The organism is Pseudomonas sp. GW821-FHT03A09, from assembly GCF_059421065.1.
In genome coordinates, this window is the sequence record NZ_JBWKUX010000012.1 from 102,898 (window position 1) to 129,350 (window position 26,453).

Annotated in this window: 18 protein-coding genes; 10 read left to right on the forward strand and 8 right to left on the reverse strand. The window is 61.7% G+C overall.

The genetic code is table 11. From position 1 onward, the window contains the following. Window positions 1-2: 2 nt before the first annotated feature. Window positions 3-1,274 carry a sensor histidine kinase gene (locus AC07V4_RS20915; protein ID WP_492638049.1) on the forward strand — a complete coding sequence of 424 codons (1,272 nt, stop codon included), beginning with the start codon at window positions 3-5 and terminating at the stop codon, window positions 1,272-1,274. A gap of 138 nt (window positions 1,275-1,412) precedes the next feature. On the opposite strand, the gene AC07V4_RS20920 is transcribed toward AC07V4_RS20915, so the two are convergent. From AC07V4_RS20920 to AC07V4_RS20950, 7 genes are all read right to left on the reverse strand, one after another. Further along, a complete protein-coding gene (locus AC07V4_RS20920; RefSeq protein ID WP_492638048.1) occupies window positions 1,413-2,744 on the reverse strand; it encodes a c-type cytochrome in 1,332 nt (443 codons plus the stop codon). 16 nt (window positions 2,745-2,760) lie between these two features. Continuing rightward, window positions 2,761-4,998 (reverse strand): xanthine dehydrogenase family protein molybdopterin-binding subunit, encoded by a 2,238-nt coding sequence (locus tag AC07V4_RS20925; protein WP_492638047.1) that lies wholly within the window; start codon window positions 4,996-4,998, stop codon window positions 2,761-2,763. Continuing rightward, entirely contained in the window at window positions 4,998-5,450 is a 453-nt protein-coding gene (locus AC07V4_RS20930) for a (2Fe-2S)-binding protein (protein ID WP_431753001.1), read from the reverse strand. The genes AC07V4_RS20925 and AC07V4_RS20930 overlap by 1 nt, the downstream gene beginning before the upstream one ends. Before the next feature lie 220 nt (window positions 5,451-5,670). Further along, window positions 5,671-6,003: an isochorismate lyase gene (locus tag AC07V4_RS20935; protein WP_492638046.1), complete on the reverse strand. Its 333-nt coding sequence runs from the start codon at window positions 6,001-6,003 to the stop codon at window positions 5,671-5,673. 29 nt (window positions 6,004-6,032) lie between these two features. Next, a complete protein-coding gene (locus AC07V4_RS20940) occupies window positions 6,033-7,256 on the reverse strand; it encodes a histidine decarboxylase (RefSeq protein ID WP_492638045.1) in 1,224 nt (407 codons plus the stop codon). Window positions 7,257-7,295: 39 nt separating this feature from the next. Beyond that, window positions 7,296-9,131 carry a (2,3-dihydroxybenzoyl)adenylate synthase gene (locus AC07V4_RS20945; RefSeq protein WP_492638044.1) on the reverse strand — a complete coding sequence of 612 codons (1,836 nt, stop codon included), beginning with the start codon at window positions 9,129-9,131 and terminating at the stop codon, window positions 7,296-7,298. A 26-nt stretch (window positions 9,132-9,157) separates the two neighbouring features. After that, the gene (locus AC07V4_RS20950) at window positions 9,158-10,333 is read right to left on the reverse strand and encodes an isochorismate synthase (RefSeq protein ID WP_492638043.1); all 1,176 of its coding nucleotides are present in this window, start codon (window positions 10,331-10,333) and stop codon (window positions 9,158-9,160) included. Between the two features lie 113 nt (window positions 10,334-10,446). Here AC07V4_RS20950 and AC07V4_RS20955 point away from each other — a divergent pair, with 113 nt between their 5' ends. Both AC07V4_RS20955 and basC read left to right on the forward strand, forming a co-directional pair. After that, a complete protein-coding gene (locus AC07V4_RS20955; protein ID WP_492638042.1) occupies window positions 10,447-14,787 on the forward strand; it encodes an amino acid adenylation domain-containing protein in 4,341 nt (1,446 codons plus the stop codon). A 31-nt stretch (window positions 14,788-14,818) separates the two neighbouring features. Next, window positions 14,819-16,138, forward strand: coding sequence for a putative histamine N-monooxygenase (gene basC / locus AC07V4_RS20960; RefSeq protein WP_492638041.1), 1,320 nt, complete (start codon window positions 14,819-14,821; stop codon window positions 16,136-16,138). Between the two features lie 43 nt (window positions 16,139-16,181). On the opposite strand, the gene AC07V4_RS20965 is transcribed toward basC, so the two are convergent. Next, on the reverse strand, window positions 16,182-18,293 hold the full coding sequence (locus tag AC07V4_RS20965) for a condensation domain-containing protein (protein WP_492638040.1): 2,112 nt from the start codon (window positions 18,291-18,293) through the stop codon (window positions 16,182-16,184). Between the two features lie 229 nt (window positions 18,294-18,522). Between AC07V4_RS20965 and AC07V4_RS20970 the strand changes: the two genes are divergently transcribed. The 7 genes from AC07V4_RS20970 (at window position 18,523) to AC07V4_RS21000 (ending at window position 26,354) form a co-directional block, all read left to right on the forward strand. Continuing rightward, window positions 18,523-19,041 (forward strand): sigma-70 family RNA polymerase sigma factor, encoded by a 519-nt coding sequence (locus tag AC07V4_RS20970; RefSeq protein ID WP_492638039.1) that lies wholly within the window; start codon window positions 18,523-18,525, stop codon window positions 19,039-19,041. Window positions 19,042-19,177: 136 nt separating this feature from the next. Continuing rightward, window positions 19,178-20,956, forward strand: a complete 1,779-nt coding sequence (locus tag AC07V4_RS20975) for an ABC transporter ATP-binding protein (RefSeq protein WP_492638038.1) — start codon at window positions 19,178-19,180, stop codon at window positions 20,954-20,956. Next, entirely contained in the window at window positions 20,950-22,707 is a 1,758-nt protein-coding gene (locus AC07V4_RS20980; protein ID WP_492638037.1) for an ABC transporter ATP-binding protein, read from the forward strand. The genes AC07V4_RS20975 and AC07V4_RS20980 overlap by 7 nt, the downstream gene beginning before the upstream one ends. Continuing rightward, window positions 22,704-23,648: an ABC transporter permease gene (locus tag AC07V4_RS20985; protein ID WP_431752624.1), complete on the forward strand. Its 945-nt coding sequence runs from the start codon at window positions 22,704-22,706 to the stop codon at window positions 23,646-23,648. The genes AC07V4_RS20980 and AC07V4_RS20985 overlap by 4 nt, the downstream gene beginning before the upstream one ends. Continuing rightward, window positions 23,645-24,595 (forward strand): iron chelate uptake ABC transporter family permease subunit, encoded by a 951-nt coding sequence (locus AC07V4_RS20990; protein WP_431752625.1) that lies wholly within the window; start codon window positions 23,645-23,647, stop codon window positions 24,593-24,595. Before AC07V4_RS20985 ends, AC07V4_RS20990 begins: the two co-directional genes overlap by 4 nt. Further along, on the forward strand, window positions 24,592-25,374 hold the full coding sequence (locus AC07V4_RS20995) for an iron ABC transporter ATP-binding protein (protein WP_492638036.1): 783 nt from the start codon (window positions 24,592-24,594) through the stop codon (window positions 25,372-25,374). Before AC07V4_RS20990 ends, AC07V4_RS20995 begins: the two co-directional genes overlap by 4 nt. Further along, a complete protein-coding gene (locus AC07V4_RS21000; protein WP_492638035.1) occupies window positions 25,371-26,354 on the forward strand; it encodes a siderophore ABC transporter substrate-binding protein in 984 nt (327 codons plus the stop codon). Before AC07V4_RS20995 ends, AC07V4_RS21000 begins: the two co-directional genes overlap by 4 nt. Window positions 26,355-26,453: the final 99 nt, after the last annotated feature.

Genomic DNA, 26,453 nt, shown 5'->3' on the forward strand with positions numbered 1-26,453 from the left:
GCATGGATTTCAGGCAAAGCCTGACGAAGCGGATCGTGATTGTGTTCGCGCTGATGAGCGCGTTTGTGGCGGGCGTCTTTGCCGCTGGCATTGTGGCGACCGTGCATGTGGTTGAGTACAAGCTCACCAGTGCCGACTTGGGCGGCGGCTTGAACCGTCTGTTGCGCCAGGACGATGCGGACACGTGGAGCCATCGCCCCGAAAAAGACGAATTGTTTTTTGCCCAGGGCGAGTCGGGCGATATGGCCCTCGACCCGGCGCTGGCCACCCTGGCACCGGGGTTCCAGGAAATCGAGTATCAGGGGCAGTCTTACTACGCGGTTGCCCAGGTGGTGGATGGTCGCCAATACGTGCTGCTGCGTAACCAGGAAAGCTTCGAGCAACGCGAGCGTGTGCTGTTCGCCGCGGTGGCGGTGGGGTTTGTGCTGAGCATTCTGCTGGCGGTCCTGCTGGGCCGCTTGTTGGCGCGCCGGGTCATGGCGCCGGTGATCCGCCTGGCGCGGCAGGTGCGCCATCGTGACCAATTGCTGGACATGGCACCGCCCCTGCACCCGGATTACGCGGTGGATGAAGTGGGGGAACTGGCCTTGTCCTTCGATAAGACGCTGGGTCGACTGCGCGATGCGTTGAGCCGGGAAAAACTCTTCACCAGCGACGTCAGCCACGAATTGCGTACGCCGCTGATGGTATTGGCCAGTTCCTGTGAGTTATTGCTCAGCGACCCGTCCCTGGATCAGCGCTCGGCGGCGCAGGTCGGCCGTATTGCCCGGGCCAGCGATGAAATGCGCCAGTTGGTGGATACCTTCCTCATGCTGGCGCGGGCTGCGGATGCCCGAGGGAATGGCGTACAGGCCAGCTTGAAAGAAGTGGCGGATGGTTTGGTGGAGATCTGGGGGCGGCTGATTCGCGAAAAAGGCCTGGAGTTTGTCTATGACAGCGAGCATGCCTCTTCGCAGCCGTACAACCTGACGTTCCTGCAATCGGTCATGGGTAACCTGCTGCGCAATGCCTGGCACTACACCGATCACGGGTTTATTCGCCTGACCTTGAGTGAGCACGGCTTCAGCGTGGAAGACAGTGGCATCGGCATACCCGACGACAAGCGCGAGGCGATGTTCCAGCCGTTCGTGCGGGGCGAACAAAGCCGTGGCGAAGGGCTTGGACTGGGCTTGTCGCTGGTGCAGCGGATTTGCGGCATTCAGCAATGGCGGGTCGAACTGACGGCGAGGGAGCCGAATGGGTGTTGTTTTTCGGTGGACCTGGCGACTCACTGATAGTTAACGGATGCAGCTCGACCCAAATGTGGGAGCGGGCTTGCCCGCGAATACGGTGGATCAGCCAGTAAATCTGTTGGCTGACACACTGCATTCGCGGGCAAGCCCGCTCCCACATTTAACCGAGTACGACCTCGGTTAGCGCATGTGCAGGATGATTGGGCTACTGCTCGCCGGATCGGTATGCCCGCGTAGCTTGCCCACTGCTGCGGCGTCGACCGCACCGCCATGATTGCCCCACGTGCTGCGCACGTAAGTCAGCACCTCGGCGATATCCTGATCCGACAACTGCTCACGAAACGCCGGCATGCGGTAAGCGTCTGGTACACCAGCCGCCACCACCCGTTGCGAGCCGTTGAGGGTGATGTTGATCGCCGACGCACTTTCCGACGCCAATGCCGACGTGGCACCGGCCAGGGGCGGCATCCACTCGGGCTGGCCTTTGCCGTCCGGGCCGTGGCAAGACGCGCAACGGGTGGCGTAGGTATGGGCACCGGGACGGGTATCGACGGCAGCGTTCTGGTATTGCCATGGCGTGCCGTCACGCTGCGGGTCGCCGGGCAGGGACTTGAGGTAATGGGCGATGGCGGCCAGGTCGTCGTCGTTCATGAACTGGGTGGAGTTGTTGAACGCCTCGGTCATCGAGCCATACACCACCGCATGCTGGTTGCGTCCGGTCTTGAGGAATTGCACGATTTCAGGCTCGCTCCAGCGGCCCAGGCCGGTGTTGGGGTCCTGGCGCAGGCTGGGCGCGTACCAGCCGTCGAGCAGGGCGCCGGCGAGGAATGGCGTACCGGACTCGTCCAGGGCTTTCTCGTTAAAGGCCAGGCCGCGTGGTGTGTGGCAACTGCCGCAGTGGCCGGGCCCTTGGACGATATAGGCGCCGCGATTCCATAACGCATCCTGGCCTTGTTTGGTCGCGTAGGGTGCGCTGGGGGCAAACACCCCGTTCCACAAGGCGATGGGCCAACGCATGTTCAGCGGCCAGGGAATATCACTGGGGATGTTGGGCTGGTTGGAGGGCTCTACACCTTTCATGAAGAACGCGTACAGCGCACGCATGTCGTCATCGCTGAGTTTTACGTAAGACGGGTAGGGCATGGCCGGGTAAAGCCGTCGCCCTCCCGGCGCAACGCCGTGGCGCACCGCGCGGTCAAAGTCGGCCAGGGTATAGGCGCCTATACCGACGGTCTTGTCCGGCGTGATGTTGGTGGCATGGATCGCGCCCAACGGCGTGGCCATCTCCAGGCCGCCGGCGAACGGTGTCTTGCCAGGCAGACTGTGGCAGGCCACGCAGTCGCTGACACGGGCGACATACTCGCCACGGCTGACCAGTGCCGGATCGAAGGTCTGTTCTTGCTCGAAAGGCGTGGCGGGTTGACGGGTGACATACCAGGCCAGCGCACCGGCTGCGACCAGGCCGGCCAGCACCAGCCAGCCTGCGGTTCTTGCGAATCGTGGGTTGTTCATGGGCGGTTCCTGTCGGTTAGGCGAACGTGTATCGGCTCAAAGGCAGACTGCGGATGCGCTGACCGGTCAGGTGCGCCACCGCGTTGGCCACGGCCGGCGCCACTGCAGGCAGCGGCGGTTCACCGATGCCCCCCATTTTTTCGCCACTCTCGACGATCCGTACGTGCACTTGCGCCATGCGTGAAGGCGGCAGGATCGGGTACAGGTCGTAATTGCGCGCCCGGGGTTTACCGTCCACCCATACCGACTCTTCCACCAAGGTTTGCGACAAGCCCAACGCTACCGCGCCACTGACCTGGGCTTGAACAATCGCCGGATTGACGACGTTGCCCGGGTCGATCGCTTCCCAGATGTGATGCACCTTGACCTGGCCGTTTTCAATCGACACTTCGGCCACCACTGCCGCCTGGGAGCCGAACGGGGAGGCCATGGCCACGCCACGGGCGCGTCGGCTGCCGTCTTCTGCGGTATAGGGCCCGCGCTTCCAGCCTCCGGACAGTTCTGCCACCGCTTGCAACAAGGTGGTCAGTCGCTTGTTATCGCGCAATAGGTGCAGGCGCAGCTCGTAGGGGTCATGGCCGCCTTTGTCGGCCAACTCGTCCAGGAACCCTTCGTAGAAGAAGTCGTTGAGCGAATTGCCCACCGAACGCCAGTAGCCGAGCATGGGTGAACCTTTGACGTAGATCTGCGCGATGCGTTTGTTGGGGATTGCGTAGGATTTGCCCGACAAGCCTTCGAGGGCCGTGGGGTCGATTTTATCGCCCTGTTTGCCGCTGAGGGCTTCGGTCGGGCCTTCGGTGGCGCTGACCGCCTCGATGGCCACCGGCAAGCCCTTGTCGTCCAGCGCGGCGCGGAACTTGACCACGGCGACCGGGCGCAGCACATCGCGCAGGAACTCTTCCTCACGGCTCCAGATCAGCTTGACCGGGCGACCGACCGCCTTGGCCAGGGCGATAGCCTGCGGGTACGGGTTGGCCGAGTCATACAGGAAATGCCTCCCGAAAAAACCGCCCAGCAGCGGCGAGTGCAGCGTGATCTTCGCCGGATCGAGCCCGGTACGCTTGGCGATATCGGCGCGGAACATGTCCGGCGCCTGGTTGGGCAGCCACACCTCCAGCGTGCCGTCGGGGTTGAAACGTGCCAGGGCCGACGGCGGCTCCAGTTGGGCATGGTTCAGGTATTGGTTGTGGTAGGTGGCTTCGACCTTGGTCTTGGCGTTCGCCAGCGCGCCGGCCACATCGCCTTCGTTTTCGTCGTCACGGGCCGGGCCTTGCTGGGCGGCGAGGAAGTCACGGTGTTTGTCGCTGGAAAAATCCGCGGGCATTACCCGCAACGGAGAGTCGGCCGCCGCTTCCAGCCATTCCACCTGGATGGCCTCGACGGCACGCTTGGCATGCCACCAGCGTTCAGCCACCACCGCCACCGCGCCAGGCAGTTGATGGACCGAGTGCACACCCTTCATGGCTTCGACTTGCGCCTGGTTGCGCAGGCTGCCCACGGTCATGCCCAGGCGTGGCGCATGCTGTACGGCGGCGTGGAGCATGTTGTCGACTTTGATGTCGATGCAGTACTGCGCCTTGCCGGTGGATTTGTCGTAGGCATCCAGGCGTTTCACCGGCTTGCCGATCCAGCGGAACTGGCTCGGGTCACGCAGGGTGATCGTGGCCGGGTCGGGCACCGGCATGTCCAGGGCGCGCCCGGCCAGCTCGCCGTAACCCACCGAGCGGCCAGAGGCGGTGTGAACCACGCGGCCGGGCTGTGTGGTCAGTTGGGTCACGGGTACGCCAAGCTGCTCGGCACCGGCCTGCAATAGCATGGCGCGAGCCAGGGCGCCGAGACGGCGCATGGTCGGGTAGCTCATGCGTATCGACATGCTGCCGCCGGTGATGCGCAAACCGTTTTCCATCACCACATAGGCTTCCCCGGGCGGTGCGGCCTCCACCACGAAGGTGGCAGGATCGGCATCCAGCTCTTCACCGACAATCTGCGCCATGGCGGTGTGGGTGCCTTGCCCGCCCTCCATGAACGGACTGCGCAGGTGGATGCTGCCGTCCGGGCGGATTTCCAGGAACGCCGGCACCTGGGTGCCACGTTCGGCGGCGTTGGCGGTGGCGGCCAATGCCCTGGACGTGCCCAACGGCAGGCCAAAACCAATGACCAGTGCGCCCACGGCGGTGCTGGCGAGAAAGCGGCGGCGGGACAGGTTGACCGGATCGCCCAGGGGCAGGTCGAGGCTTTCGTCAGAGATGTTCATCACACGACCTCCTTCGCCAAATCATTCATGGCAGTATGGATCGCGTTATACGTACCGCAGCGACACAGGTTGACCATCGCCGCATCGATCTGCGCTTGAGTGGGGGCCGGAGTGTGCTTGAGCAGCGCGGTGGCCGCCATCACCTGCCCGGATTGGCAGTAACCGCATTGCGCCACTTGATGTTCGACCCAGGCCGCGACCACGCGCTTGCCCACATCATCGTTCTCAACGGCCTCGATGGTGGTGATCTCGCGACCGACCACGCCTGCCACCGGTGTGACGCACGAGCGCACCACGATACCGTCCACCAGCACGGAGCACGCGCCGCACTGCGCCAGGCCACAACCGTATTTGGTGCCGGTCAGCCCCAGGTCATCGCGGATGACCCACAAAAGGGGCGTGTCGGCGTCGGCCTCGACTTGATAGGCCTTTTGGTTTATGCGTAATTCCATGGCTCACCTGCTGATCTACGGTAGGTGCGGCCTTTTTTTAATAAGATTTGCGCTGGCCGCTCATTGTCGAACTCTAGACCACGGCGCAAGGGCTAACTATCCGCTAGTCGGTAAATTCAGAGGATCAGGCAAGTATTCGACAGGATTGGGTGAGGGGGGGAAAGGTGGGTTTCAAGTCCAGCCTGGCGGATGGACTTGAATGGACGGGGCTTTCGGCGCTTTAGCGGGCTTTTTCGGTGCTTCGCTCTGGATAAAGCGCCTGCCAATGTGAAATCTGCTGTTGGATGTTCCAGTAAATGATGTGCTCGTAGAGTTTTTCCACAAAATCCACATCGAATCCAGCGTCGACGGCCCACTCGCGGCGGTCCTGCAGCATCGCCGCAACCCGTTCCGGCGCGGGGATCGCTTGTTCGTTGGCCTTGAAGCGCACGGCGGCCTTCACGTAACCCAAGCGTTGTTGCAGTGACTCCAGGATCTGGCGGTCGAAAAAGTCGATGCCGGCGCGGATGTCGGTGAGGCTTTCGCACGCCTCGGGTGTTTTCAGTGACGACATGGTGTTTGTCTCTAATAAAAGGTTCGGTTTCAGATGACGTCGAATCGTGGGCATGCCAGCCGGGCAGCGGTGGGGGGCCGTTCGTGAGTGCCTTGATGGGCTCGGGTGGCACCAATGCCCCAGGCGTCGGTGTCGCGCTCGGCGATGACCTCGTCGATCAAGGCATCGATCATGCAGTTGTCGTGATGATGGGGCGTGGTGATCAAGTGCGCGGTGTCGCCGGAGGTGGCCAGGCAATACTTTTTCGCGATGCGTTCTGACGGGCAGGGAAACACCACGGTGATGGAGTTCTCGTTGCGCCATGCATCGATGCCGGCTGCCTGGAAGCGATCCACGGCATATTGCGCCTGGTCCAGGCAGTGGCGGATACGCTGGCGCCAGTCGGCGAACGAGTGGCTGCGCAGTGCCGCCCACATCATCAGCGGCGTGTGGCCATTGCGTGAGCCGCTGATGGTTTTGTCATGGGCCAGGATGTAGTCGACTTCCACGGAGATGCGCGCCACGTTCTTGCGCTTGGCCACCACGATGCCGCACGGGATCGGCGAACCAATCATCTTGTGCCCGGACACGCAGATCGAGTCGATGCCATCGGCGAATGTGAAGGGTTGCGGGTGGTCGACGAAGGGCAGGATCATCCCGCTCAGCGCCGCGTCGGCATGCAGGTAGTAGTCGCGCCGGGCAATACCTGCCAGTTGCAGCCGTTGTTGGATGGTCGCGATGTTGTCCACCGCGCCACGCATCGTCGTGCCGATATTGGCGAAAATGATCGGGTGACGCTCCTGGTCGGCGGCGATCTTGAGCATCAGGTCGTCGTAGTCGATCTCGCCGTTGGGCAGGGATTCGACGGCACGGCATTTGATGCGCAGCAGCTTGACGATCTTGGCCACCGAGTAGTGGGTGTCCTTGGAGTAATACAGGGTGCCGTCGGGGAACAATTCGCGGGCCAGGTAGCAGCCGAACATATTGCCTTCGGTGCCGCCATTGGTGACGTAGCCCCAGCTGTCTTCGAGTGCAATGTCGAACAACTCGGAGAAGTACGTCATTACGTCCTTTTCGAAGTCGAACGAGTTCAGCACATAGTTGCTGTACTCGTTCCAGTCCCCGCAGTTGTTTATCGAAAACTGCAGGAAGCGGTGCAACTGGGAGTAATCGAAATCGGCGGATTCGGGGTAGCCGATGTTGAAGTACTGATGAGTCAGGCAGTGCTGCCAGAAGTGTTCAAGCCTGCTTTGGTCGGCCGTGGATAAAGTCATCTCTAACTCCTTTTAAATCGACTGGGCGAAGCGGCCCGGTCAGGCCGCTTTTTGCCGCGTGTCCACCAACGACCACCAGCTGGCGAGCGTGGGCGAGTCGGCCAGTTCTTCAAAGGTGACGGCGATTCCACGTTCCTTGAGTTCGGCGGCGAGCTTCATCACTTGCAGGGAGTCGAGGCCGTAGAAAATCAGGTTTTCCTCGGGGTCCAGTTCTTCACCGTCTTCGATCAATTGCAACACGCGGGTTTTCAGCCAGGCGCGGGTGGTTTCCGCCGTCAGCAGTTGGCGCAGCTGTTTTTTGTCGATCTTGCCCACGGCGGTGAGCGGCATGGTGTCGATCAGCCGGATACGGTCGGGCAGTTTGTATTCGGCGATGCCCAGTTCCATCAGGTGGCGGCGCAGGGCGGGCGGCTTGAGGTTGGGGTTGCGCGAGACGACGAAGGCGCAGCTCTTTTCCCCCAGTGCGGCGTCGGGCATGGCGACCAGTCCGGCGTGGGTGACGTCGGGGTGCAACACGATGAGGTTTTCGATCTCTTCGGAAGCGACTTTTTCGCCACCCCGGTTGATCTGGTCCTTGACCCGGCCGACGACGCGCAGGTCACCGCTGGGCGTCATTTGCACCAGGTCACCGGAGTAGTAGTAACCCTCGTTATCGAAGGCTTGGGCGTTCTGTTCGGGGCTCTTGTAGTAGCCGCAGAAGGTGTAGGGGCCGCGGGTAGCCAACATGCCGGGCTCGCCGTTTGCTACGGGCACACCTTGTTCATCGACAATTTTGATTTCGTCCCCCGGGCTGATCGGGCGGCCTTGGGTGGTGAAGATTTGCTCGTCGGTGTCATCCAGGCGGGTGTAGTTGATCAGGCCCTCGGCCATGCCGAACACCTGCTGCAGTTTGCAGCCGAGCACCCCGGGCACCTGGCGGGCCAGCGAGTCAGCGAACACGGCGCCGCCGACCTGGAGGTATTCAAGCGATTGCAGTTGCTCGGTGTGCTCCGGCGCGGCCTGCAGCCACAACGCGACAGCACTGGGCACCAGGGCGACGGTGTTGACTTCGTGGCGCTGGATCATGGCGAAGCAGGTCTGCGGTTCTGGGCTCGGCGCCATGATGATGGTGCCGCCCGCGTACAACACGCCTAGAGCGCCCGGCGAGCTGAGCAGGAAGTTATGCGCTGCCGGCAGGGCGCACAGGAAGCGTGTTTGTGCGGTCAGGCCGCAGACTTCGGCACTGGTGCGGGCGTTGTAGTGGTAGTCGTTGTGGGTGCGAGGGATGAGCTTGGGTGTACCGGTGCTGCCGCCGGACAACTGGAAGAGGGCAACTTCATCCGGTGCGCTGGGGGAGAAATCCACGCGGCTGTCGCTTGGGCTTTCGATCCAGGCGGCCAGGTTGTTGGGAGCGTGCTGTTCGCCGAGGAACAGCGTGACCTGAGGGCTGGCGCCGACTTCGTTGAGGTCGGCGAGGTAGCCGTCATCACGGAACACTTCATGCTCACGGGAGGCGATCAACAGCCTCGGCGTGATTTGTTTGGCGTAGCTCTTGAGTTCCAGTTTGCGATGGCTGTAGAGCGCGTTGAGCGGCACGATGCCGGCCTTGAGCAGCGCGAACAGCACGATGTAGAACTCGGCGATGTTGGGCAGTTGCACCAGCGCGGTGTCGCCGTGGCCAAGCCCGTTGGCGGCCAGGCGCGAGGCCAGGTTGGAGGACAGTTGGTCCAGCTCGCCGTAACTGAAGCGACGCTCGCCGCAAATGATCGCGCAAGCCTGGGGCTGTGCTTGGCTGCGGACCTGGAGCAGGTGGGTGAGGGGTTGATCGATCCAGTAGCCGTTTTCCCGATAGCGTTGTGCTCTGTCGAGGGGCCAGTGCGTGAATTCTAGAGTCATGGGGGTCACTGATAAAAATGGGGAAGTTAGTGGGCCAGGCCGCATGCACGGAGCATGGTGCCGAGCTTGGTCTGGACTTCTGTCCATTCGGAGTCGGGGCTTGAGGCTTCGACGATGCCGGCGCCGGCGAACAGGCGGACCTTATTGCGCTTGATGGTGCCGCAGCGGATGGTCACGACCCATTCGCCGTTACCTTGGGCGTCGCACCAGCCGACCATGCCGGTGAACAGGCCTCGCTCGACGTGCTCGACGAAGCGGATCAGGTGCCGGGCGCGTTCGGTCGGGAAACCACAGACCGCAGGGGTAGGGTGCAAGCGGCAAGCCAGCTGCAGGGCCGAGATGTTGGAGTCGGCCAGGGTGCCTTCGATACGGGTGGAGAGGTGCCATAGCGCAGGCGTGCTGATCAGGCTGGGGCGCTGCGGCACGTTCAGTTGTGTGCACAATTCGCCGAGCTGGGAGGCGATGTCTTCGGTCACCAGGCGGTGTTCGTAGTGGTCTTTTTCCGAGGCGGCCAGCCAGTCGGCGTTGCGCCGGTCGGCTTCAGGGTCAGCCATGCGCTTGGCCGAACCGGCCAGGGGATTGGACACGAAGTCCAGGCCGTCCTTGTGCACCAGCAATTCGGGGCTGACGCCGATCAGCGTGGCGCCGTCCGGCATAGGCACGCGGAAGTGGTAGCCGCTGGGGTTCTGGGCACGCAGATTGTTCTGCATGGCGCTCACGTCCACATCTTGGGCAAACAGCAATTCGCGCTGCACCGAGAGCACAGCCTTGCGCACGTCGCTGTGGCGGAAGTTGACGATGGCGTGTTCGACCGTGCGCTTGAAGCCTTGCTCGTCCGGTATGTTTTTTTGCTCAAGCAGTTCCGGCATCGAGGCCGCACCGGTTTGCACGGCACCGCTGCGAGCGCGCCACTCGGCGTGTTCGGGGATGTAGAGGCAGGACGCTTCAGCGGGATCGAAGGGGATGGCGCCGACGATGATCGGGTTGGCCTGGCCCGCTTTGCGCGCTTGTTCGAAGGCGTGCGAAACGGCTTTTTGAAACAGGCTGCTGGCGTTTTCGCCGGCGATGGCCGGAGTTTCGATGCGTTGCAACATGCCGCTGACAGCTAGCTCGCGATCACCGGAGGTGAATGAAAAGCTCCGCGTTGCATCCAGCTGTTGCACCTCATCCATGTCGCTCGTCCTAAGGGTGCCCGTTCTCATTTGCAGAAAGCCTCCGTGGCTTGTGGTCAAAAATTTTTGTCTTGAAATATAATCATTATCGTTTTTAATAGGTGACGCTAATCATTTAGATTTGTCAATCACATGAGTGGACCATGAGAGAGTTAACTTCGATGCAAGCCGCCTGTTGGATCGGGCGTACTGCTCATGCCTTTTTAGGGAGAGTTTCGGCTCATCTTTATGCCGAGTTCGATGGCCATTCCATTGAACTGGACCGGTTACGCGAAGCGCTTGGGCGGGCCAGCCTGCTGCATCCGATGCTGCGAATGCGGGTGGATGCGCAAGGGCTGCAATCCATTGCTTCCATGGACCAATCGCCTCAGTTGGAAGTCGAAGACCTGCACGCCATGACCGAGCCGGAGGCCGCCCGTCACCTGCTAGCCAAACGGGAGGCGTGGACACATCAGCAACTGGACCTCGGCCATGAGCCGGGTGCCCGGTTTGCAGTGAGCCTGTTGGCGGATGATAGGTTTCGTCTGCATGTCGATACCGACATGATCGCCATCGATCCATCCAGTTTCCGCACGCTGATGGAAGACTTGGCCCGGCTTTACGAGCAGCCCGATGACACGCTGCCGAACACGCCATCTTTCTTCGATTGGTACGACAAGGCCCGTGTCGACCCGGCACTCAAGGCCGCCCGTGATCGCGACCGTGCCTGGTGGCGTGAGCGCCTGGCGCACGTTGCCCCGGCACCCACCTTGCCATTGCTTGAGCACCCGCCGGAGCAAGCGCAAAGCCACCGACTTCATACCTGGCTGGGTCCCGCCGAGCGCCAGGCCTTGGAACAAGTGGCACGGGAACGCAGGATTACCCTGTCGACCTTGATGATGGGGCTGTTTGCGGCGGCGCTCGGGGAGCAGACCGGCGACCGTAGTTTCCGTCTCAATGTACCGACGTTCTGGCGTCAGCCATTGGTGGATCATGTCGAGCGCGTGGTGGGTGACTTCGCCAATGTGTTGATTCTGGATGTGGACATCGAGTCCGCCGCCACGCCGGCCGCGCTGTGTGCGCAACTGGCGAAAAAGATGGTCGGCCTGCTTGAGCATTGCGCCTATCCGGGCGTGAATGTGATGCGTGATCTGTCCCGCCATCAGGGCACGCCACAGCTGGCGCCGGTGGTCTTTACTGCCGCGCTGGACATGCCCGGCGGCGACTTGCTTTCGCCGCGCGTGCGGCGTGTATTCGGCCCGATGAATTGGGTCATCTCCCAAGGGCCGCAGGTGGCGCTTGATGCACAGATTGCCTGCGCCGATGGCGGTATCCTGATCAATTGGGATATCCGTCTTGATGCGTTGCCACTGCCGTGGGTAACGACGTTCTTTGACCGCTTTGTGGCGATCACGCAGGAAGTGGCGGCCGATTCTCGTGCGTTCGATCAAACGCTCAACGTCGGTGTTTCGCGCACCCTCGAAAAACCGCTGTCATCCCTACAGCAGGCGTACTTATTGGGTCGTGGCACCCAAGTGCCTCTTGGCGGTGTGGCCATGCAGGAGTTTCGTGAGTATCACGGGGCCATGGACCCGACGTTGCTGCGCAGTCGCCTGGCGGCCATGGTGCAGCGCCATGACAGCCTGCGCACACGGGTGGATGCGCTCAAGTTGGTGAGTCATGTCAGCGATGAAGCTCGTATCAATCTTGAGGAGGTTGACCTCACATCGATGTCGTCGCAAGCAGCGCTGGCTCACATCGATGGACGTCGTGAGGCATACGCCCACGCCATCTTCGAGCTGGACCGTGCGCCTTGGAATGTCACAATCTTCCACCTGCCCGACGACCAGTTGACGGTGTTCGTGCGCCTGGATGCGTTGATCCTCGACGGTCGCTCCATTGCTGCGTTGTTGGTCGAGCTGTTCGACGGCCTGGCCGGCGATGAGCCCGCTGCCGAGGCTGCGCCTGCCTCGGTGGATCAGACCAGCCAACGCAAGGCCGACGCGGTTTACTGGAAGACCAAGCTCACCGACGTGACGGGCGCACCACGCCTGCCATGGCGCGTGCCGCTCGATCAAGTACGGGCATCGCGCTACGAGCGCCAAAGCCGACAAGTGCCCAAGGCGGTATTCAACGCATTCTGCAAATTGGGCGCCCGGCAGCGGCTATTCAAGAACTCCGCCCTGATGGCGCTGGTGATGGAAGTGCTGTCCCACTGGCTCGATGAAGGTGACTTGTGCGTGGCGGTACCGGTTGCGCCGCAAACGGGCGGTGCATTTGCCAACCGTTCCAGCTTTATCGCGATCAACCGAAACGAGGCTCCCAGCACCTTTGCGGAGCGTGCGGCGAAGCTGCAAGTGGACGTGCTGGAAGGGCTGCAACACCTGGCCTATTCGGGCGTGGACCTCGCCCGGTTGCTGTTCGAATCCCACGGCCCTGGGCCGGTGTTGCCGGTGGTGATTACCAATGGTTTTTCCTGGCCGGTGTCGACGGCGGACAGTCTCATGCAGTTGCAAGGCGGCCTGACCCAGACGCCTCAGGTGGCCATGGATATTCGCTTCTGGGCTAACGCTGAGGGCGCACTGGTGCTGGATATCGACTATGCACGGGAGGTTCTGGACCCAGCGGTGGTTCACGACATCCTGGATGCGCTGGAAAAGGCCATCAGCCAGATCAGCGCCAGCGGTGAGTTCGCCATGGATACCGTCGCGATCATCGACACGTCTCACTATCGCCTCAATAGCCCGACGAGCGAGGCCAATGCCGAAGGGTTCCTGGCGCAAATCGCCAAGCACCTGTTCGACCCCAGCAACCAGCGGATCGCCCTGATCAGCGGTGAACGGCAGATCAGCTACACCGAGCTGGGCGAGGGTGTGTCGCGTGTCATTGCGGCGTTCAAGGCCCGTGGCATCGGGCCGGGCCAAGTGGTCGCCATCTGCCTGCCTCGCAGTCCGGAGCACACCACGCTGACCTTGGCCTGTGCTTTGACGGGCGTGATCTGGGTGCCAATCGATGCCTCGGCGCCGGACGAGCGTCGGCAGTATTTGCTGGAAAACTGCCGACCAGATCTGGTAGTCATCAGCCCAGGCGAGAGGGTCGAGCAGGTCCATGCCACACCGGACGAGTTGCTGACCGGGCCGCAAACCAGCGCGCCCATGCTGGATGATCGCTCACTGAGCGAAGCGCCGGCGTATTACCTCTACACCTCGGGCACCACCGGCAAGCCCAAGTGTGTGGTGCTGTGCAATCGCGCCACGGCCAATGTCATCGGCAGCACCTTGTCACACTGGCGCGTGAGCCAGAACGACGTGTTCATGTCGGTAACCCCGCTGCACCACGACATGTCGGTATTCGATGTGCTCGGCTGCCTGACGGCCGGCGCCACCCTGGTACTGCCTGGCGTCGGCGAGGAAAAGGACGCGGTGCGTTGGAATCAGTTGATCGCCAGGCACCGTGTGACGCTGTGGTGTTCCGTGCCGGCTATTCTGGAAATGCTGCTGTCGTGTCGTGGTGAACATGACTTGGCCAGCCTGCGCCTGATCGCCCAGGGCGGCGACTACATCAAGCCGGGCGTGATCGCCGAGTTGCGTGGGCTGCTGCCATCGTCCCGTCTGATTTCCCTGGGTGGGCCGACGGAAACCACGATCTGGAGCATCTGGCACGACATCACTGCCGATGACCAACTGCAAATTCCCTACGGGCGACCGTTGCCGGGCAACCGCTATCTGGTTCTCGACGCCGAGGGAGCGCATTGCCCAGCAGGCGTTGTCGGCCGCATCCATACGGCAGGCGTCAATCTGGCCCTGGGCTACCTGGAAAACGGCGCGCTGGCGCAAACCGAATTCATCAGTGTCACCGACGAGCATGACCAGGTCGTACGTGCATTTCGTACCGGTGACTGCGGGCGCTATCGCCGCGACGGCACGTTGATGTTCGACAGCCGCGTGAATGGCTACGTGAAGGTGCGCGGTGTGCGCGTATCGCTGCCCGACATCGAGATCGAGTTGATCAAGCATCCTGCGGTCAGGCACGTGCTGGTGGTGGACTACGGCGAACAGCGCCAGGGCGAGGTTAACATCGGTGCGCTGTACGTGAGTGCCGAAGACGCCGCCCCCTTGACCGCCGCCGCGTTGCGCCAGTTCGCCCGCGAGCACTTGCCGCAATCCCATGTGCCCACGCGATTCCTGGCGGTGGAGGCGCTGCCGTTGTCGCAAAACGGCAAGCCTGATCGCCCGCGTGCTCGCTGCTTGTTGCTGGAGCCTGCCGAAGAGGTCGTTGAAACGCAGGGCAACAAGGTCTTGGCGATCTACCTGAGTGTGTTGGGCAGGCCGCCGCAGGACTGCGCCAATGCCTCGGTCGACTTCATCAGTCTGGGCCTGCGGCCCCAGCATTTGAAAGCCATCGCTGCGCGGTTCCAAGAGGAACTTGCGGTGACGCTTTCCCCCGGACAATTACTGCGTTGCCGTAACGCACAAGATGTCGAGCGATTGCTCGCCACCGCATAACCACATAGCAATACCCAGGGAGACAGATTGGATGACGGATTTACCCACTGTAGATATCGCCGGTGTTGGCATCGGGCCCTTTAACCTCGGGCTGGCCGCTTTATTGTCCAAACATTCCGGCGTGACCAGTCTTTTCCTGGATCGCAAAGCCGAGTTTCGTTGGCATGAAGGGTTGCTCCTGCCGGGCACCACGTTGCAAGTGCCGTTTCTGGCGGACCTGGTGACGATGGCCGACCCGACCCACGAACTGAGCTATCTGAACTACCTACACCAGCACGATCGCCTGTACCAGTTCTATTACTACGAGAACTTCCAGGTGCCGCGCCGCGAGTATGACCACTATTGTCGTTGGGCTTCGCAGCAGTTGCCGACGTGCCACTTCGGCGAGGATATTTGTGATGTGACTTACGACGCGGGAGCCGGGAAGTTCCTGATTGAAAGCCAGTCTGTGTCCGGCTTCAAACGCTACTATTCCAGCCGAAACCTGGCGGTAGGCATCGGCACTACGCCGATATTGCCGCAATGGGCTCAGGTGAAAAGCACGGCACCCATCATGCATTCGGCCGAGTTTGGCAAGCGCCAGGCGCAGTTGTCGGAATGTCGGCGTGTCACCGTGATTGGCTCTGGCCAGAGTGCCGCCGAGTGCGTGCTCGCGTTGTTCAATGAGCTGACCCCCGAGCGGATTGCCGCAGGCGCCTCGATCCGCTGGATCACCCGCTCGGCGGGTTTCCATCCGATGGAGTACTCCAAGCTGGGGCAGGAGTGCTTTACGCCGTCCTACATGGAGTACTTCCACAGCCTCCCGCGTGAACGCCGTCGTGAGGTCGTGGCCAAGCAGGGCTTGTTGTACAAGGGCATCAGTTTTTCCACTATCGCCGCTATCTACGACTTGATCTATGAGCGCTCCATCGGCGGCAGTGATCCGGGCCTGACGTTGCTGTCGAACTGTGAAGTCGAGACGGTCGAGGACGTCGCCGGTACGCTGCGTATTGCCTATCGGCATCGTGAACTGGGCCAGACCAGCAGCCTGGAGGCGGACGCGATTGTGGCCGCGACGGGCTACGGGCATGCCTGGCCGCAGTGGTTTGAGCGGCTCAAGGGCACGGTGCTGGAAACCGATGAGCACGGTGACTGCCTTGTGGAGGACGACTTCACCGCACGCCGCTGTGATGGCGGGGCAGGGCGTATCTTTGTGCAGAACGCAGAGATCTTCCAGCATGGCGTGGGCTCGCCGGACCTGGGCGTTGCTGCGATTCGTAATGCGAGCATTGCCAATCAACTGCTCGGTTGCCCGCACTACCGCCTGCCCAAACGCTCGTCGTTCCAGCGTTATGGCATGCATGAGGTTTAGTGCGTGAAAGGCAGGGCCTTGGTGTTACCAAGGCCCTGTTGGGTCAGACGCGGATGTGGTCCAGGGTGATGACATCGGCGCCAGGTGTCGCAAACAGCGCGAACATCTGTTCAATCGTGGCGCTCATGCGGGCCATTTGCTCTGCGCTGTAGCGATCCGAACGGTAGGTGATCACCAGGCGCAATGCGCGTTTGCCGTCGAGCGTGTTTTCCATGATCTCGAACTGAATACCGAACATCGACTGGTTCTTGTCCGGGTCGATCTGGCGGTAGCGGATCGCGCCGTTATCCGGTGTGCTCAGGGCGCCGTTCAAGGCGTTGTTGGCGTGAATCTGGATGTACACGTCGAACAGCAGTCCATCCGCTGGCGTCATGCCTAGTGCCTGTTGAATCTGCTCCATCGGCACATCGGCGTAGGCCATCGAGTCGTTGATCAAACGGCTGACGTTTTCGATCATGGCGCCGACGGCTTGTCGGGCATCGAATTGCACGCGGTGCGCGACCATGGTGGTGAAGTAGCCGACCGTGTCGTAATACGCGGGGTCTGTGCGACCGGAAGCCGACGTGCCCACTACCAGGTCTTTCAAATCCCCGAGCTTGTGCAGGGAGAGCACGATTGCCGAATAGACCACGCCGAACAATGAAGCGTTGTTCTGCCGGGCGAAGGCGTACAGGTGGTCGGTTGTGCCTTGGGTGGGCTTGATCTCGAACCACTGGGCCTTGGTCGATACTTGTGCGGGCTGTGCCTCGGAGGAGGGCAGCGTCAGGCCACGGGTGGCATCGCGCAGCATGCTGGTCCAGTAGTCGAGGTGCTTCTGGTTGATCCCGGCGGCTTGCTGGCGCACGGCGAACTCATGGAAGGACGGTGCCGGGCTTTTCCAGACTGGCGCTTTGTCAGCCGCACGGGCCAGGTAAGCCTGGGCCAGTTCCTCCATCATCACGTTGAGCGACCATTCATCAATGGCCATGTGATGGACGAGCAGCGACAAGGTTTGGCGTTGATGTTGCGTGTCCTGAATGAAGCGCACCCGCAGCGGCAATTCGCGGGTCAGATCGAACTGGTAGGTGGCTTCGCCTTGCAGGGTGACACCCTGGCTTTCGCGGCTCGGCCAGAACCACTTGAACTGCGATAGCTGCGTGGTTGGCACGATTTGCTGGTATGCCTCGCCACCCTCGAAGTGGAAGGTGCTGCGCAGGCTGGCATGACGCTCAAGCAGGTCATGGAATGCCTGCTCGAACAGCGCTTCGTCTACCGTGTCGAGAAACTCCATGGCAAACGGCAGGTTGAAGATCGTGCCGAATTCGAAGGCGGCGTAAGCGCGTCCGAGGGACGCCTGGGCCAGTGCAAACGGTGCTTTTTGTACGTCTTGTGGGGAGCCGGTGGTGGTCGTTGGCGTAGCGTTTCTCACGATGACCTGGGCGCGTGCCGCCAAAGCGGTTGCCGAGGGTGCGCTGAAGAAATCGTTGAACTGGACTTCGATGCCGTGGCTGCTCAACAGCTTGCCGATGATGCGGGTGGCCAGCAGCGAGTGGCCGCCAAAGTCGAAGAAGTCATCCGTCGCCAGCATGCCCGGTTCCGCCAGGGCTTCGCGGAACTCGGCGAGGATAATGGCTGCAACTTCAGGTGTTTCGGTTTGGGCGGCGTTCTCGCCGATGTCCGCCTGGCGGTGCAGCCAAGGCAGTGGTGTATCAGTGGTGTGCATGATTTTGCGGTACAGGTCGTTCGCCTGACAGGTCTGGTCAAGAATCGGGTGAAGGACCAGCGCCAGGATGGGCGCATCCGGCGTTTGCATGATCAGCGCCTTGAACGGCGGTTGGTGCTCCGCGTCCCACGGCGCGGTTTGTTCGGGGAGCAGGTAGTGGCTGGCGTCGCCAGTCACCTGAATGCGCTCGATGCACGCTTGCCAGTCGCGCGCCTGGACCTTGTCGACTTCGCCGTCATCGTTGAACTGGTAGCGGGCATTCAGCTCGGGGATTGATTCGATCACCGCCTGGAGTGCTGACTCCAGCCTTGCGGGATCGGTATCCGCGTCGAGTTGCCAGGCACTCAAGTGCTTGAGAATGCGATCGGGATATTGCTGCTGCAAGAGCCAGATATGCGCTTCGTAATCGGTGGCAGACCGTTTCGAAAACGTATCTGGAGTGAGTTCCATCATGGAAGTTTCCCGCCTTATCAAACTGAACAGTAAGAAGTAGAGATGGCACCAAGTGCCGACAGACCCATCCTCGGTCTGGTGTAACGCCTGGGAACCCGGGCGTCAGAGGACGTGCAATCCGGTTGCGTTGCAGGGGCTTTATGAACACCGTATGATCACAAATAATAATCATACATATTCGCATTAGTCAAAATCTGATCGCGGGTGGATTCGTCTCAGGAGAGGTGTTGTGAACAACGGAGCGTTTGCGTCCAAGCAGCAATTCGAAAAGCTGTATGTCGACCATCACCGCTGGTTGTGCAGCCTGCTGCGGCGCAAGCTGGGCAATTCGGTGGATGCTGCGGATCTGGCCCACGATATCTATCTCAACCTCATCAAGAAGGGCCGCGTGCCTTCGATTGAAGACTCGCGCTGCCACCTGACCCAGATCGCCAAAGGCATGGTGATTGACCTGTATCGTCGCCGTCACCGCGAAGCCTGCCACCTGGAGTCCCTGATGCAGCAGGCCGAACCGCTGGTGCCGTCGGAAGAGGTACGGGCGCTGGCCACCGAGGCGCTGGTGCAAATCGATGACGCGTTGCATGCCAAACCGCCCAAGGCCCGCGAAGCATTGTTGCTGTGCAAGCTGCACGGCATGGGCCATCGGGATATCGCCGCCGAATTGAAAGTGTCGGTGTCCTCTGTCGAAAAATACATCGCGGCGGGCTTGCGGGCCTGCCATCCGTTCGCATCGGCGGCCGGGCTGTGAACAATTAAATCCGCAGCGCCATTGAGGGTTTTGTCGCGTCGTTCGGAATACACGGTATGCACTGTGCAAAACGCTCGAACGCAAAGGACGCCAGGCACGCCACACGGTGGCCGGCAGTGGTTATTCAGGAGAGCTCATGAGCGTTAAAGACACACCCGTCGGTTCGGTATCCCAGGTATTACGCCCGATTCGCGGTCGATTGATACTTGCCGCCGTACTGGCCGCCTTTGGGACCATGTTGACTATGGTGCCCCTGGCCGGGATCGCCCACATTGCCCAACTGGCCATGGGTGAGGCAGCCAGTTGGGCCCAGCTGCAAGGCCCGGTCTGGCAGGTGGTCGGTGTCAGTCTGGCCTGCCTGTTCCTCGGCATGACCTTGATTTCGCTGGGGGAGATGGTCGCGCACCTGGCCGACAACCACATCACCGGCCACCTGCGCCAGGCCATCACCCGTCGGTTGGCCAGGGTGCCGCTGGGTTGGTTCACCAGTCGTGCTTCGGGTGAGGTCAAGCAGGCGATGCAGGATGACATCGGCACCTTGCACAGCCTGACGGCACACTTCTTCACCACCCTCGGTCGTACGCTTGGGGCCGTGATCATCGCCATCCTTTACCTGTTTGCCATGGACTGGCGCATGGCGATTGTCTCGCTGCTGCCATTCCCGCTGTTTTTCCTGTTTTTCACCCGCGCCACCAAGTCCAGTGGAGCGAACATGCAAGCGTTTGGCGCTGGCATGATGCGCATCAACAATGCCGTGATCGAGTTCGTCAACGGCATTCCCGTGGTCAAGGCGTTTGGCGCCGAGGGCAAGGCCCATGGCAGCTACCGGGGGGCGGTGGATGCCTTTGCTGCTGCGTTCACCGACTTCACCCGGCCACTGGTCAGTGCGATGGCCAACGCCCACGCCATGATCACGCCCGTGGCGGTACTCGGCGTGGTGCTGGCCTTCGGTACGCTGGGGGTAAGCCAGGGCTGGCTGGCTCCGGTGGATATCTTGCCGTTTGCCCTGGTCGCCCCGGGCATCTGCGCGCCGCTGTTGCTGCTGAGCTATATCACCCACGACCTGAACAACGCGACCGCCGCCGCCCAGCGCGTGCAGACCCTGCTGGAAACCCCTGTGCTGGAAACCCTGCCAAGCACGTCAGCACAATTGCCTGCAAACGCTGAAATTCGCGTCGAACACCTGAGCTACCGCTACAACGACGAGACCCCGGTGCTCCAGGACCTGAGCTTCACTCTCAAGCCAGGCACCGTAACCGCCATTGTCGGTGCGTCAGGTTCCGGCAAGTCGACCCTGGCCCGCCTGCTGCTGCGTTTTTTCGACCCTGTCGAAGGGCGTATCACCTTGGGTGGTGTCGACCTGCGCCACATCGAGAGTACCCAGTTGTACCGACGTATCGGCTTTGTGTTGCAGGAAGTACGCCTGATCCACGCCAGCCTGCGCGACAACATCGCCCTGGGCCGTCCCTCGGCCAGCCAGCAGGAAATCGAGGCCGCCGCGCGGATTGCGAACATCCACGAACGCATCCTGGACCTGCCACGGGGCTATGACTCGGTGATCGGTGAAGATGTACAGCTCTCCGGCGGTGAGTTGCAGCGCGTCAGCATCGCCCGCGCCGTGTTGCTCGACCCACCCGTGTTGGTACTGGATGAAGCCACGGCGGCAGCCGATGCCGAGAATGAGGTGAAGCTGCAACAAGCCCTGTCGCGATTCGCCCAGGGTCGCACCCTGATGGTGATTGCTCACCGGCTCGATACGGTGATGCACGCCGACCAGATCATCCTGATCGACAACGGCACCCTCTGCGAGCAAGGCACCCACGCCGAGTTGCTCGCACGTAAAGGCCGCTACGCCAGGCTGTGGGCGTTGGGCGGTTATGAACAAGCCAAGGAACAGGCGGTGTCGTCATGCTGAAAACCTTTATTCAACTGCTCGGCGAAGACGCGCCGGTACTGCGCCGCTATCTGGTGATGGCCCTGGTCTATGGCCTGCTCTGCGGGGTGACGATTGTCACGCTGGTGCCGATCCTCACCCACCTGCTGAGGGGGGGCACCCACGCCGCCGCGCAATGGCTGATCGTGTTGGTCATCGGTGTGGTGGTGTGCTGGGCGCTGCGACGCAGTGTGGAAAAAGCCGGCATCCGCGTCGGCATCGCCGTGCTCCAGCGCGGTCGCCACCGCCTTGGCGATCATGTGGCGCGGTTGCCGGTAGGCTGGTTCAGTGCGCAAAACACGGCGCGACTCAGCCATCTGGCGACCTCGGGCATGATGGAGATGGCGCAGTTGCCCGCCCACGTGTTCACGCCACTGTTGACCGGTGTGGTCACGCCGGTGGTGATCCTCATCGCGCTATTCACCCTGCACTGGCCAATGGGCCTGGTTGCCCTGGCGACCCTGCCGGTGCTGCTGGGCGTGTTCGTGTTGACTGCACGGTTGGGGCAGCGAGCCGACCAGGACTTCCAGCATAACGCCGCCCTGACCAGCCAGCGCATGGTCGAGTTCGCCCAGGCGCAGTCGGTACTGCGGGCATTCAATGGCGAGGATGGCGGTACACAGTTCCTCGAACAGGCCATCGGTCGCCAGCAGCAGGCTGCCAAGCACCTGATCCACGTATCGGCGATGTCAGTGGTGTTCAACGCGTGGGCGGTGCAGGCCGGTTTTGCTGCGCTGCTGGTGGCTGCCACCCTGTGGCTGGGCGATCTGCTGGGCGCCGGCCTGGAAGTGGGCTCGGTCATCGCCGTGATGATTACGCTATTGCTGGTCAGCCGCTTCATCGACCCGCTGCTGGAAGTGGCCGGCTACAGCGAAGTGCTGCGCGGCGCCCGTGGTCAGTTGGGCGCCGTGCGCGAGATTTTTGCAGTCAAGCCACTGCCGCAACCGCAGGCGCCCGAGGCGCCTGTCGATAGCTCCGTCGAGCTGCGCAACGTCAGTTTCGCTTATGACGAGGGCCAGCCCGACGTGTTGCGCGATGTCAGCCTGCGCATCGAACCGGGCAGCATGACCGCACTGGTGGGCGCTTCCGGCTCGGGCAAGACCACATTGGTGCGCTTGATTGCACGCTTCTTCGATGTGACCCAAGGCAGCGTGATCGTCGGCGGCGTGGATGTACGCCAGATGTCCGGTGAGCAACTGGCCGGCCAGATCAGCCAGATCTTCCAGGACGCCTACCTGTTCCAGGGCAGCATTGCCGACAACATCCGTATCGGCAAACCAGCGGCCAGCGACGAGGAAGTGATGGAAGCGGCGCGACAAGCCGGCGTGCTGGAAATCATCGAGCGACTGCCCCAGGGCCTGGACACGCCGGTGGGCGAGGGCGGGGCACGGTTGTCCGGTGGCGAACGCCAACGGATCTCCATCGCCCGTGCGCTGATCAAGGATGCACCGATCCTGCTGGTCGACGAAGCCACCGCCGCCCTCGATGCCGAGAACCAGGCCGCCATCGCCGAAGCACTGGCACGGCTGCGCGGCAAACGCACGCTGATCGTGATCGCGCACCAGCTCTCGACCGTGGTCATGGCCGACCAAATCCTGGTGCTCGATCAAGGCCAGCTCAGCGAGCAGGGTTCCCATGCCGAATTGAGCGCCAAGCCTGGGTTGTATGCCCACTTTCTCGCCCAGCGCAGGGCGGCAAAAGGTTGGCGGATCGCGGGTGAGGACGCTTCTTGAGTCGTGCAGCGTTAGTCGTCCTGTTTGTAGTGCTGTGCGGCCTGTCGCTGATGGTGGGGGTCAAGCAGGTGTCGTGGGTCGAGCTGTTGAGCTTTTCCGACGACGCCTGGCTGACCCTCACCGCCAGCCGGCTGCCACGCCTGGCCGCGTTGATCCTCACCGGGGTCGGGTTGGCCGTGTGCGGGGTGATCCTGCAGCAGATCGTGCGTAACCGCTTCGTCGAGCCCGGTACTTCCGGTGGATTGGATGCCGCCAAGCTAGGCATCCTGATTTCCCTGACGGTGGCCCCAGGCGCCGGGGCCGCCGGCAGAATGCTGTTCGCCTTGGCCTTTTGCTTTGCCGCCAGCCTGATCTATGTCGCGATCATCCGGCGCATCCAGTTCAAGAACACCGTGATGGTGCCGGTGATCGGCCTGATGTACGGCAGCGTGCTGAGCGCCGTCGCCGAGTTCTACGCCTACCGCCACAACATCCTGCAGAGCATGCAGGGTTGGATGCTCGGCGATTTCTCGAAGATCGTGCAGGGCAATTACGAGATCATCTACCTGATCCTGCCTATCGTTGTGCTGACCTACCTGTATGCCCATCGTTTCACGGTGTTGGGCATGGGCGAGGGCATGGCCAGCAGCCTGGGCCTGAACTACGCCGCCAACGCGGCGCTGGGCCTGATGCTGGTGGCGGTCACTGTCTCCGCCACGGTGATTACCGTGGGCGCGATTCCCTTCGTCGGGCTGGTGATCCCCAACCTGGTAGCCCTGCACTACGGTGAAAACCTGGAACGCACGCTGCCCATCGTCGCCTTGTGCGGTGCCTCGTTGCTGTTGGCCTGCGACATCCTCGGCCGCCTGCTGATCTACCCCTTCGAAGTGCCGATCGGCCTGACTGCCGGTTGCATCGGCGGCGTGGTGTTCCTGGTGCTGCTGATCCGGAAGTACACATGAGACACATGGCTACCCGTTATGGCCTCTGGCTGCTGGTCCTGTTGCTGGCCCTTGGGTTCCTGTTGCTGGGCTCGGGCCTGGATTTCGATTACGTCATTCCCAAGCGGCTTACCCGCCTGGCCGCGATGGGCATTGCCGGCGTGTGCATTGCGTATTCGTCGGTGATTTTCCAGACCATCGCCGGCAACCGCATCCTCACGCCGGCCATCATGGGCTATGAGGCGATCTACCTGTTGTTCCAGGCTTTGCTGATTCTGGTGCTGGGCACCCAGAGCCTGGTGCTGCTGGGGCGTGACGGCAACGTGCTGTTATCGGTGCTGTTGATGCTCGGCTATTCGTGGCTCATCCACCGTTGGCTGTTCCGCGACGGCAGTCACAACGTGTACCTGCTGTTGCTGCTGGGGTTGGTGTTGAGCATGGTGATGGGCACCTTCACCCAATTCATCCAGTTGAAGATCAGCCCCGGGGAGTTTTCGATTTTCCAGGGATTCAACTACGCCTCCTTCAACAAGGCGCAACCGGGGCAGGTGATCTATTCGGGCGTATTGGTGGCGGTGGTGTGTTTCATCGCCCAGCGCACGTTGCCGGTGCTCGATGTCTTGGCCCTGGGACGTGACCAGGCGATTTCCCTGGGGGTCGACTACCCACGCAGCGTGCGCCTGCAACTGGCACTGATCGCCATTCTGGTGGCGGTGTCCACCAGCCTGGTGGGGCCGACCGCGTTCATGGGCGTGTTCGTCGCCAACATCGCCTATGCCCTGGCCCGCACCACGCGGCACCGGGTCACCTTGCCCCTGGGCTGTGCGATTGCCATCGGCATTTTCATCATCGCTCAGTATCTGGTGGAGCAATGGTTCAACTACAACACCTCCGTGAGCATTCTCATCAACCTGGTGTGCGGTGTGTATTTCCTCGCGCTGATGATCCGAACCCGAGGCACGGCATGATCTCTCTCCAACACGTCTACAAAGCCTATGGCGCCAAGCATGTGCTGAGTGACGTCAGCGTGCAGTTCCCTCCGGGGCAAGTGACCTCATTGATCGGCCCCAATGGGGCGGGCAAATCCACCTTATTGATGTTGATTGCCCGTCTGTTGACGCCTACCCGTGGCGATGTGCTGATGGGCGGGCGCAGCATCGCCGACGTGCCGGTGCGCGACTATGCCAAGCGCGTGGCCACCTTGCGTCAGTCGCCGGATTTCAACCTGCGCCTGACCGTCGAAGAGCTGGTAGCCTTCGGGCGTTTCCCCTACAGCCGAGGCGCGCTCACCGCCCAGGACCGGGTGGTGATCGACGAGGCCATCGAGTTCCTGTCACTGCAACCGCTGCGCCTTTGCTACATCGACGAGCTCAGCGGCGGGCAGCGGCAGATGGCGTTCCTGGCAATGACCATCGCCCAGCAAACCGATTACCTGCTGCTGGATGAGCCGCTCAATAACCTCGACATGAAGCACGGTGTGCAAATCATGCGGGCCTTGCGTCGCTTGTGTGATGAGCAAGGTCGCACGGTGATCCTGGTGGTGCATGACATCAACTTCGCGGCCAATTATTCCGACCATATCGTGGCGATGAAAGGCGGCGCCATCCACCGTCACGGCCCAGTCGACCAGGTAGTGACTGAGGCCAACCTGCGCGAGCTGTTCGACTTGGATTTCGAGATTCTGCACAGCCAACAAGGCTTCGTTTGCAACTACTTCAACCCATCACCTTCAAGGGAACTGACATGAGCACTGATCACACGAACAGAATGCGCGCGCTGCTGCTGACGATGGCCGTGGCGGCCGGGTTGCAGGGGTGTGACAAACCGGCGCCGGAGGCCAAGGCCCCGGTGGCGGCGCAGGCGGCCTACGCGCCGATCACCATCGAGCATCCGCTGGGTACCACCGTGGTCACTCAGTTGCCCCAGCGCGTGGTGGCCTTCGACATGAGCGAGCTCGACACCCTGGATCAACTCGGTGCCCCGGTGGTCGGCATCGCCAAGGACTACGTCACCAGCTTCCTTACTCGCTACCGTGACGACACGAATGTCGCGGATGTGGGCTCGACCATCCAGCCCAACCTGGAACGCCTGCATGCGCTCAAGCCCGACCTGATCCTGATCTCTCCGCTCCAGGCACAGAGCTACAAGGAGCTCAGCCAGATCGCTCCAACCGTGTACGACGACGTGGACCTGACCAACAAAAAAGGCAATCTCATCGAGACCGCCAAGGCCCATTTGACCCTGCTGGGGCGCATCCTCGACAAGCCGGAACTCGCCCGCCAGAAAGTGGCGGAAATGGACGCCAAGGTCGAGCAGACCCGCCAAGTCACTGCCGGCCGCCCCGAGAAGGCCTTGATCGTGCTGCATAACAACGGTGCCTTCACCTCCTACGGCGTGAAATCGCGCTACGGTTTTGTGTTCGACACCCTGGGCGTTAAACCGGCCAGCACCGACATCGAGGCCGGCTTACATGGCCAGCCGATTTCCAATGAATTCATTCAGCAGGCCGATCCGGACATTCTGTACGTCATCGACCGCACGGCCGTGATGGAGCATCGCCCAGCCCTCGACCTCAAGAGCCTGGACAACCCACTGTTGCGCAAGACCAAGGCATGGAACAACGGCCGGGTGATCTTCGTCGACGCCCAGACCTGGTACCTGTGCACGGCCAGTGTGACCTGTCTTAACCGCATGGCGGACGAGGTGGTCGAAGGCTACAAAGGCTGATCCAGACACACGTTCGTGGTACCCAAAGCCGCTGCCATTCAGGTCGCGGCTTTTTTCTTGGGAATATTTATCATTTAGATTGAGGGTTTGTGGTTCTGG

Bases quoted from the DNA above. Each gene is read 5' to 3' on its own strand.
- AC07V4_RS20990 (WP_431752625.1), top strand. From the start codon at position 23,645: ATGAGACACATGGCTACCCGTTATGGCCTCTGGCTGCTGGTCCTGTTG.
- AC07V4_RS20955 (WP_492638042.1), top strand. From the start codon at position 10,447: ATGAGAGAGTTAACTTCGATGCAAGCCGCCTGTTGGATCGGGCGTACT.
- AC07V4_RS21000 (WP_492638035.1), top strand. From the start codon at position 25,371: ATGAGCACTGATCACACGAACAGAATGCGCGCGCTGCTGCTGACGATG.
- AC07V4_RS20940 (WP_492638045.1), bottom strand. From the start codon at position 7,256: ATGACTTTATCCACGGCCGACCAAAGCAGGCTTGAACACTTCTGGCAG.
- AC07V4_RS20965 (WP_492638040.1), bottom strand. From the start codon at position 18,293: ATGATGGAACTCACTCCAGATACGTTTTCGAAACGGTCTGCCACCGAT.
- AC07V4_RS20925 (WP_492638047.1), bottom strand. From the start codon at position 4,998: ATGAACATCTCTGACGAAAGCCTCGACCTGCCCCTGGGCGATCCGGTC.
- AC07V4_RS20995 (WP_492638036.1), top strand. From the start codon at position 24,592: ATGATCTCTCTCCAACACGTCTACAAAGCCTATGGCGCCAAGCATGTG.
- AC07V4_RS20980 (WP_492638037.1), top strand. From the start codon at position 20,950: ATGCTGAAAACCTTTATTCAACTGCTCGGCGAAGACGCGCCGGTACTG.
- AC07V4_RS20950 (WP_492638043.1), bottom strand. From the start codon at position 10,333: ATGAGAACGGGCACCCTTAGGACGAGCGACATGGATGAGGTGCAACAG.
- basC (WP_492638041.1), top strand. From the start codon at position 14,819: ATGACGGATTTACCCACTGTAGATATCGCCGGTGTTGGCATCGGGCCC.
- AC07V4_RS20915 (WP_492638049.1), top strand. From the start codon at position 3: ATGGATTTCAGGCAAAGCCTGACGAAGCGGATCGTGATTGTGTTCGCG.
- AC07V4_RS20975 (WP_492638038.1), top strand. From the start codon at position 19,178: ATGAGCGTTAAAGACACACCCGTCGGTTCGGTATCCCAGGTATTACGC.
- AC07V4_RS20935 (WP_492638046.1), bottom strand. From the start codon at position 6,003: ATGTCGTCACTGAAAACACCCGAGGCGTGCGAAAGCCTCACCGACATC.
- AC07V4_RS20920 (WP_492638048.1), bottom strand. From the start codon at position 2,744: ATGAACAACCCACGATTCGCAAGAACCGCAGGCTGGCTGGTGCTGGCC.
- AC07V4_RS20945 (WP_492638044.1), bottom strand. From the start codon at position 9,131: ATGACTCTAGAATTCACGCACTGGCCCCTCGACAGAGCACAACGCTAT.
- AC07V4_RS20930 (WP_431753001.1), bottom strand. From the start codon at position 5,450: ATGGAATTACGCATAAACCAAAAGGCCTATCAAGTCGAGGCCGACGCC.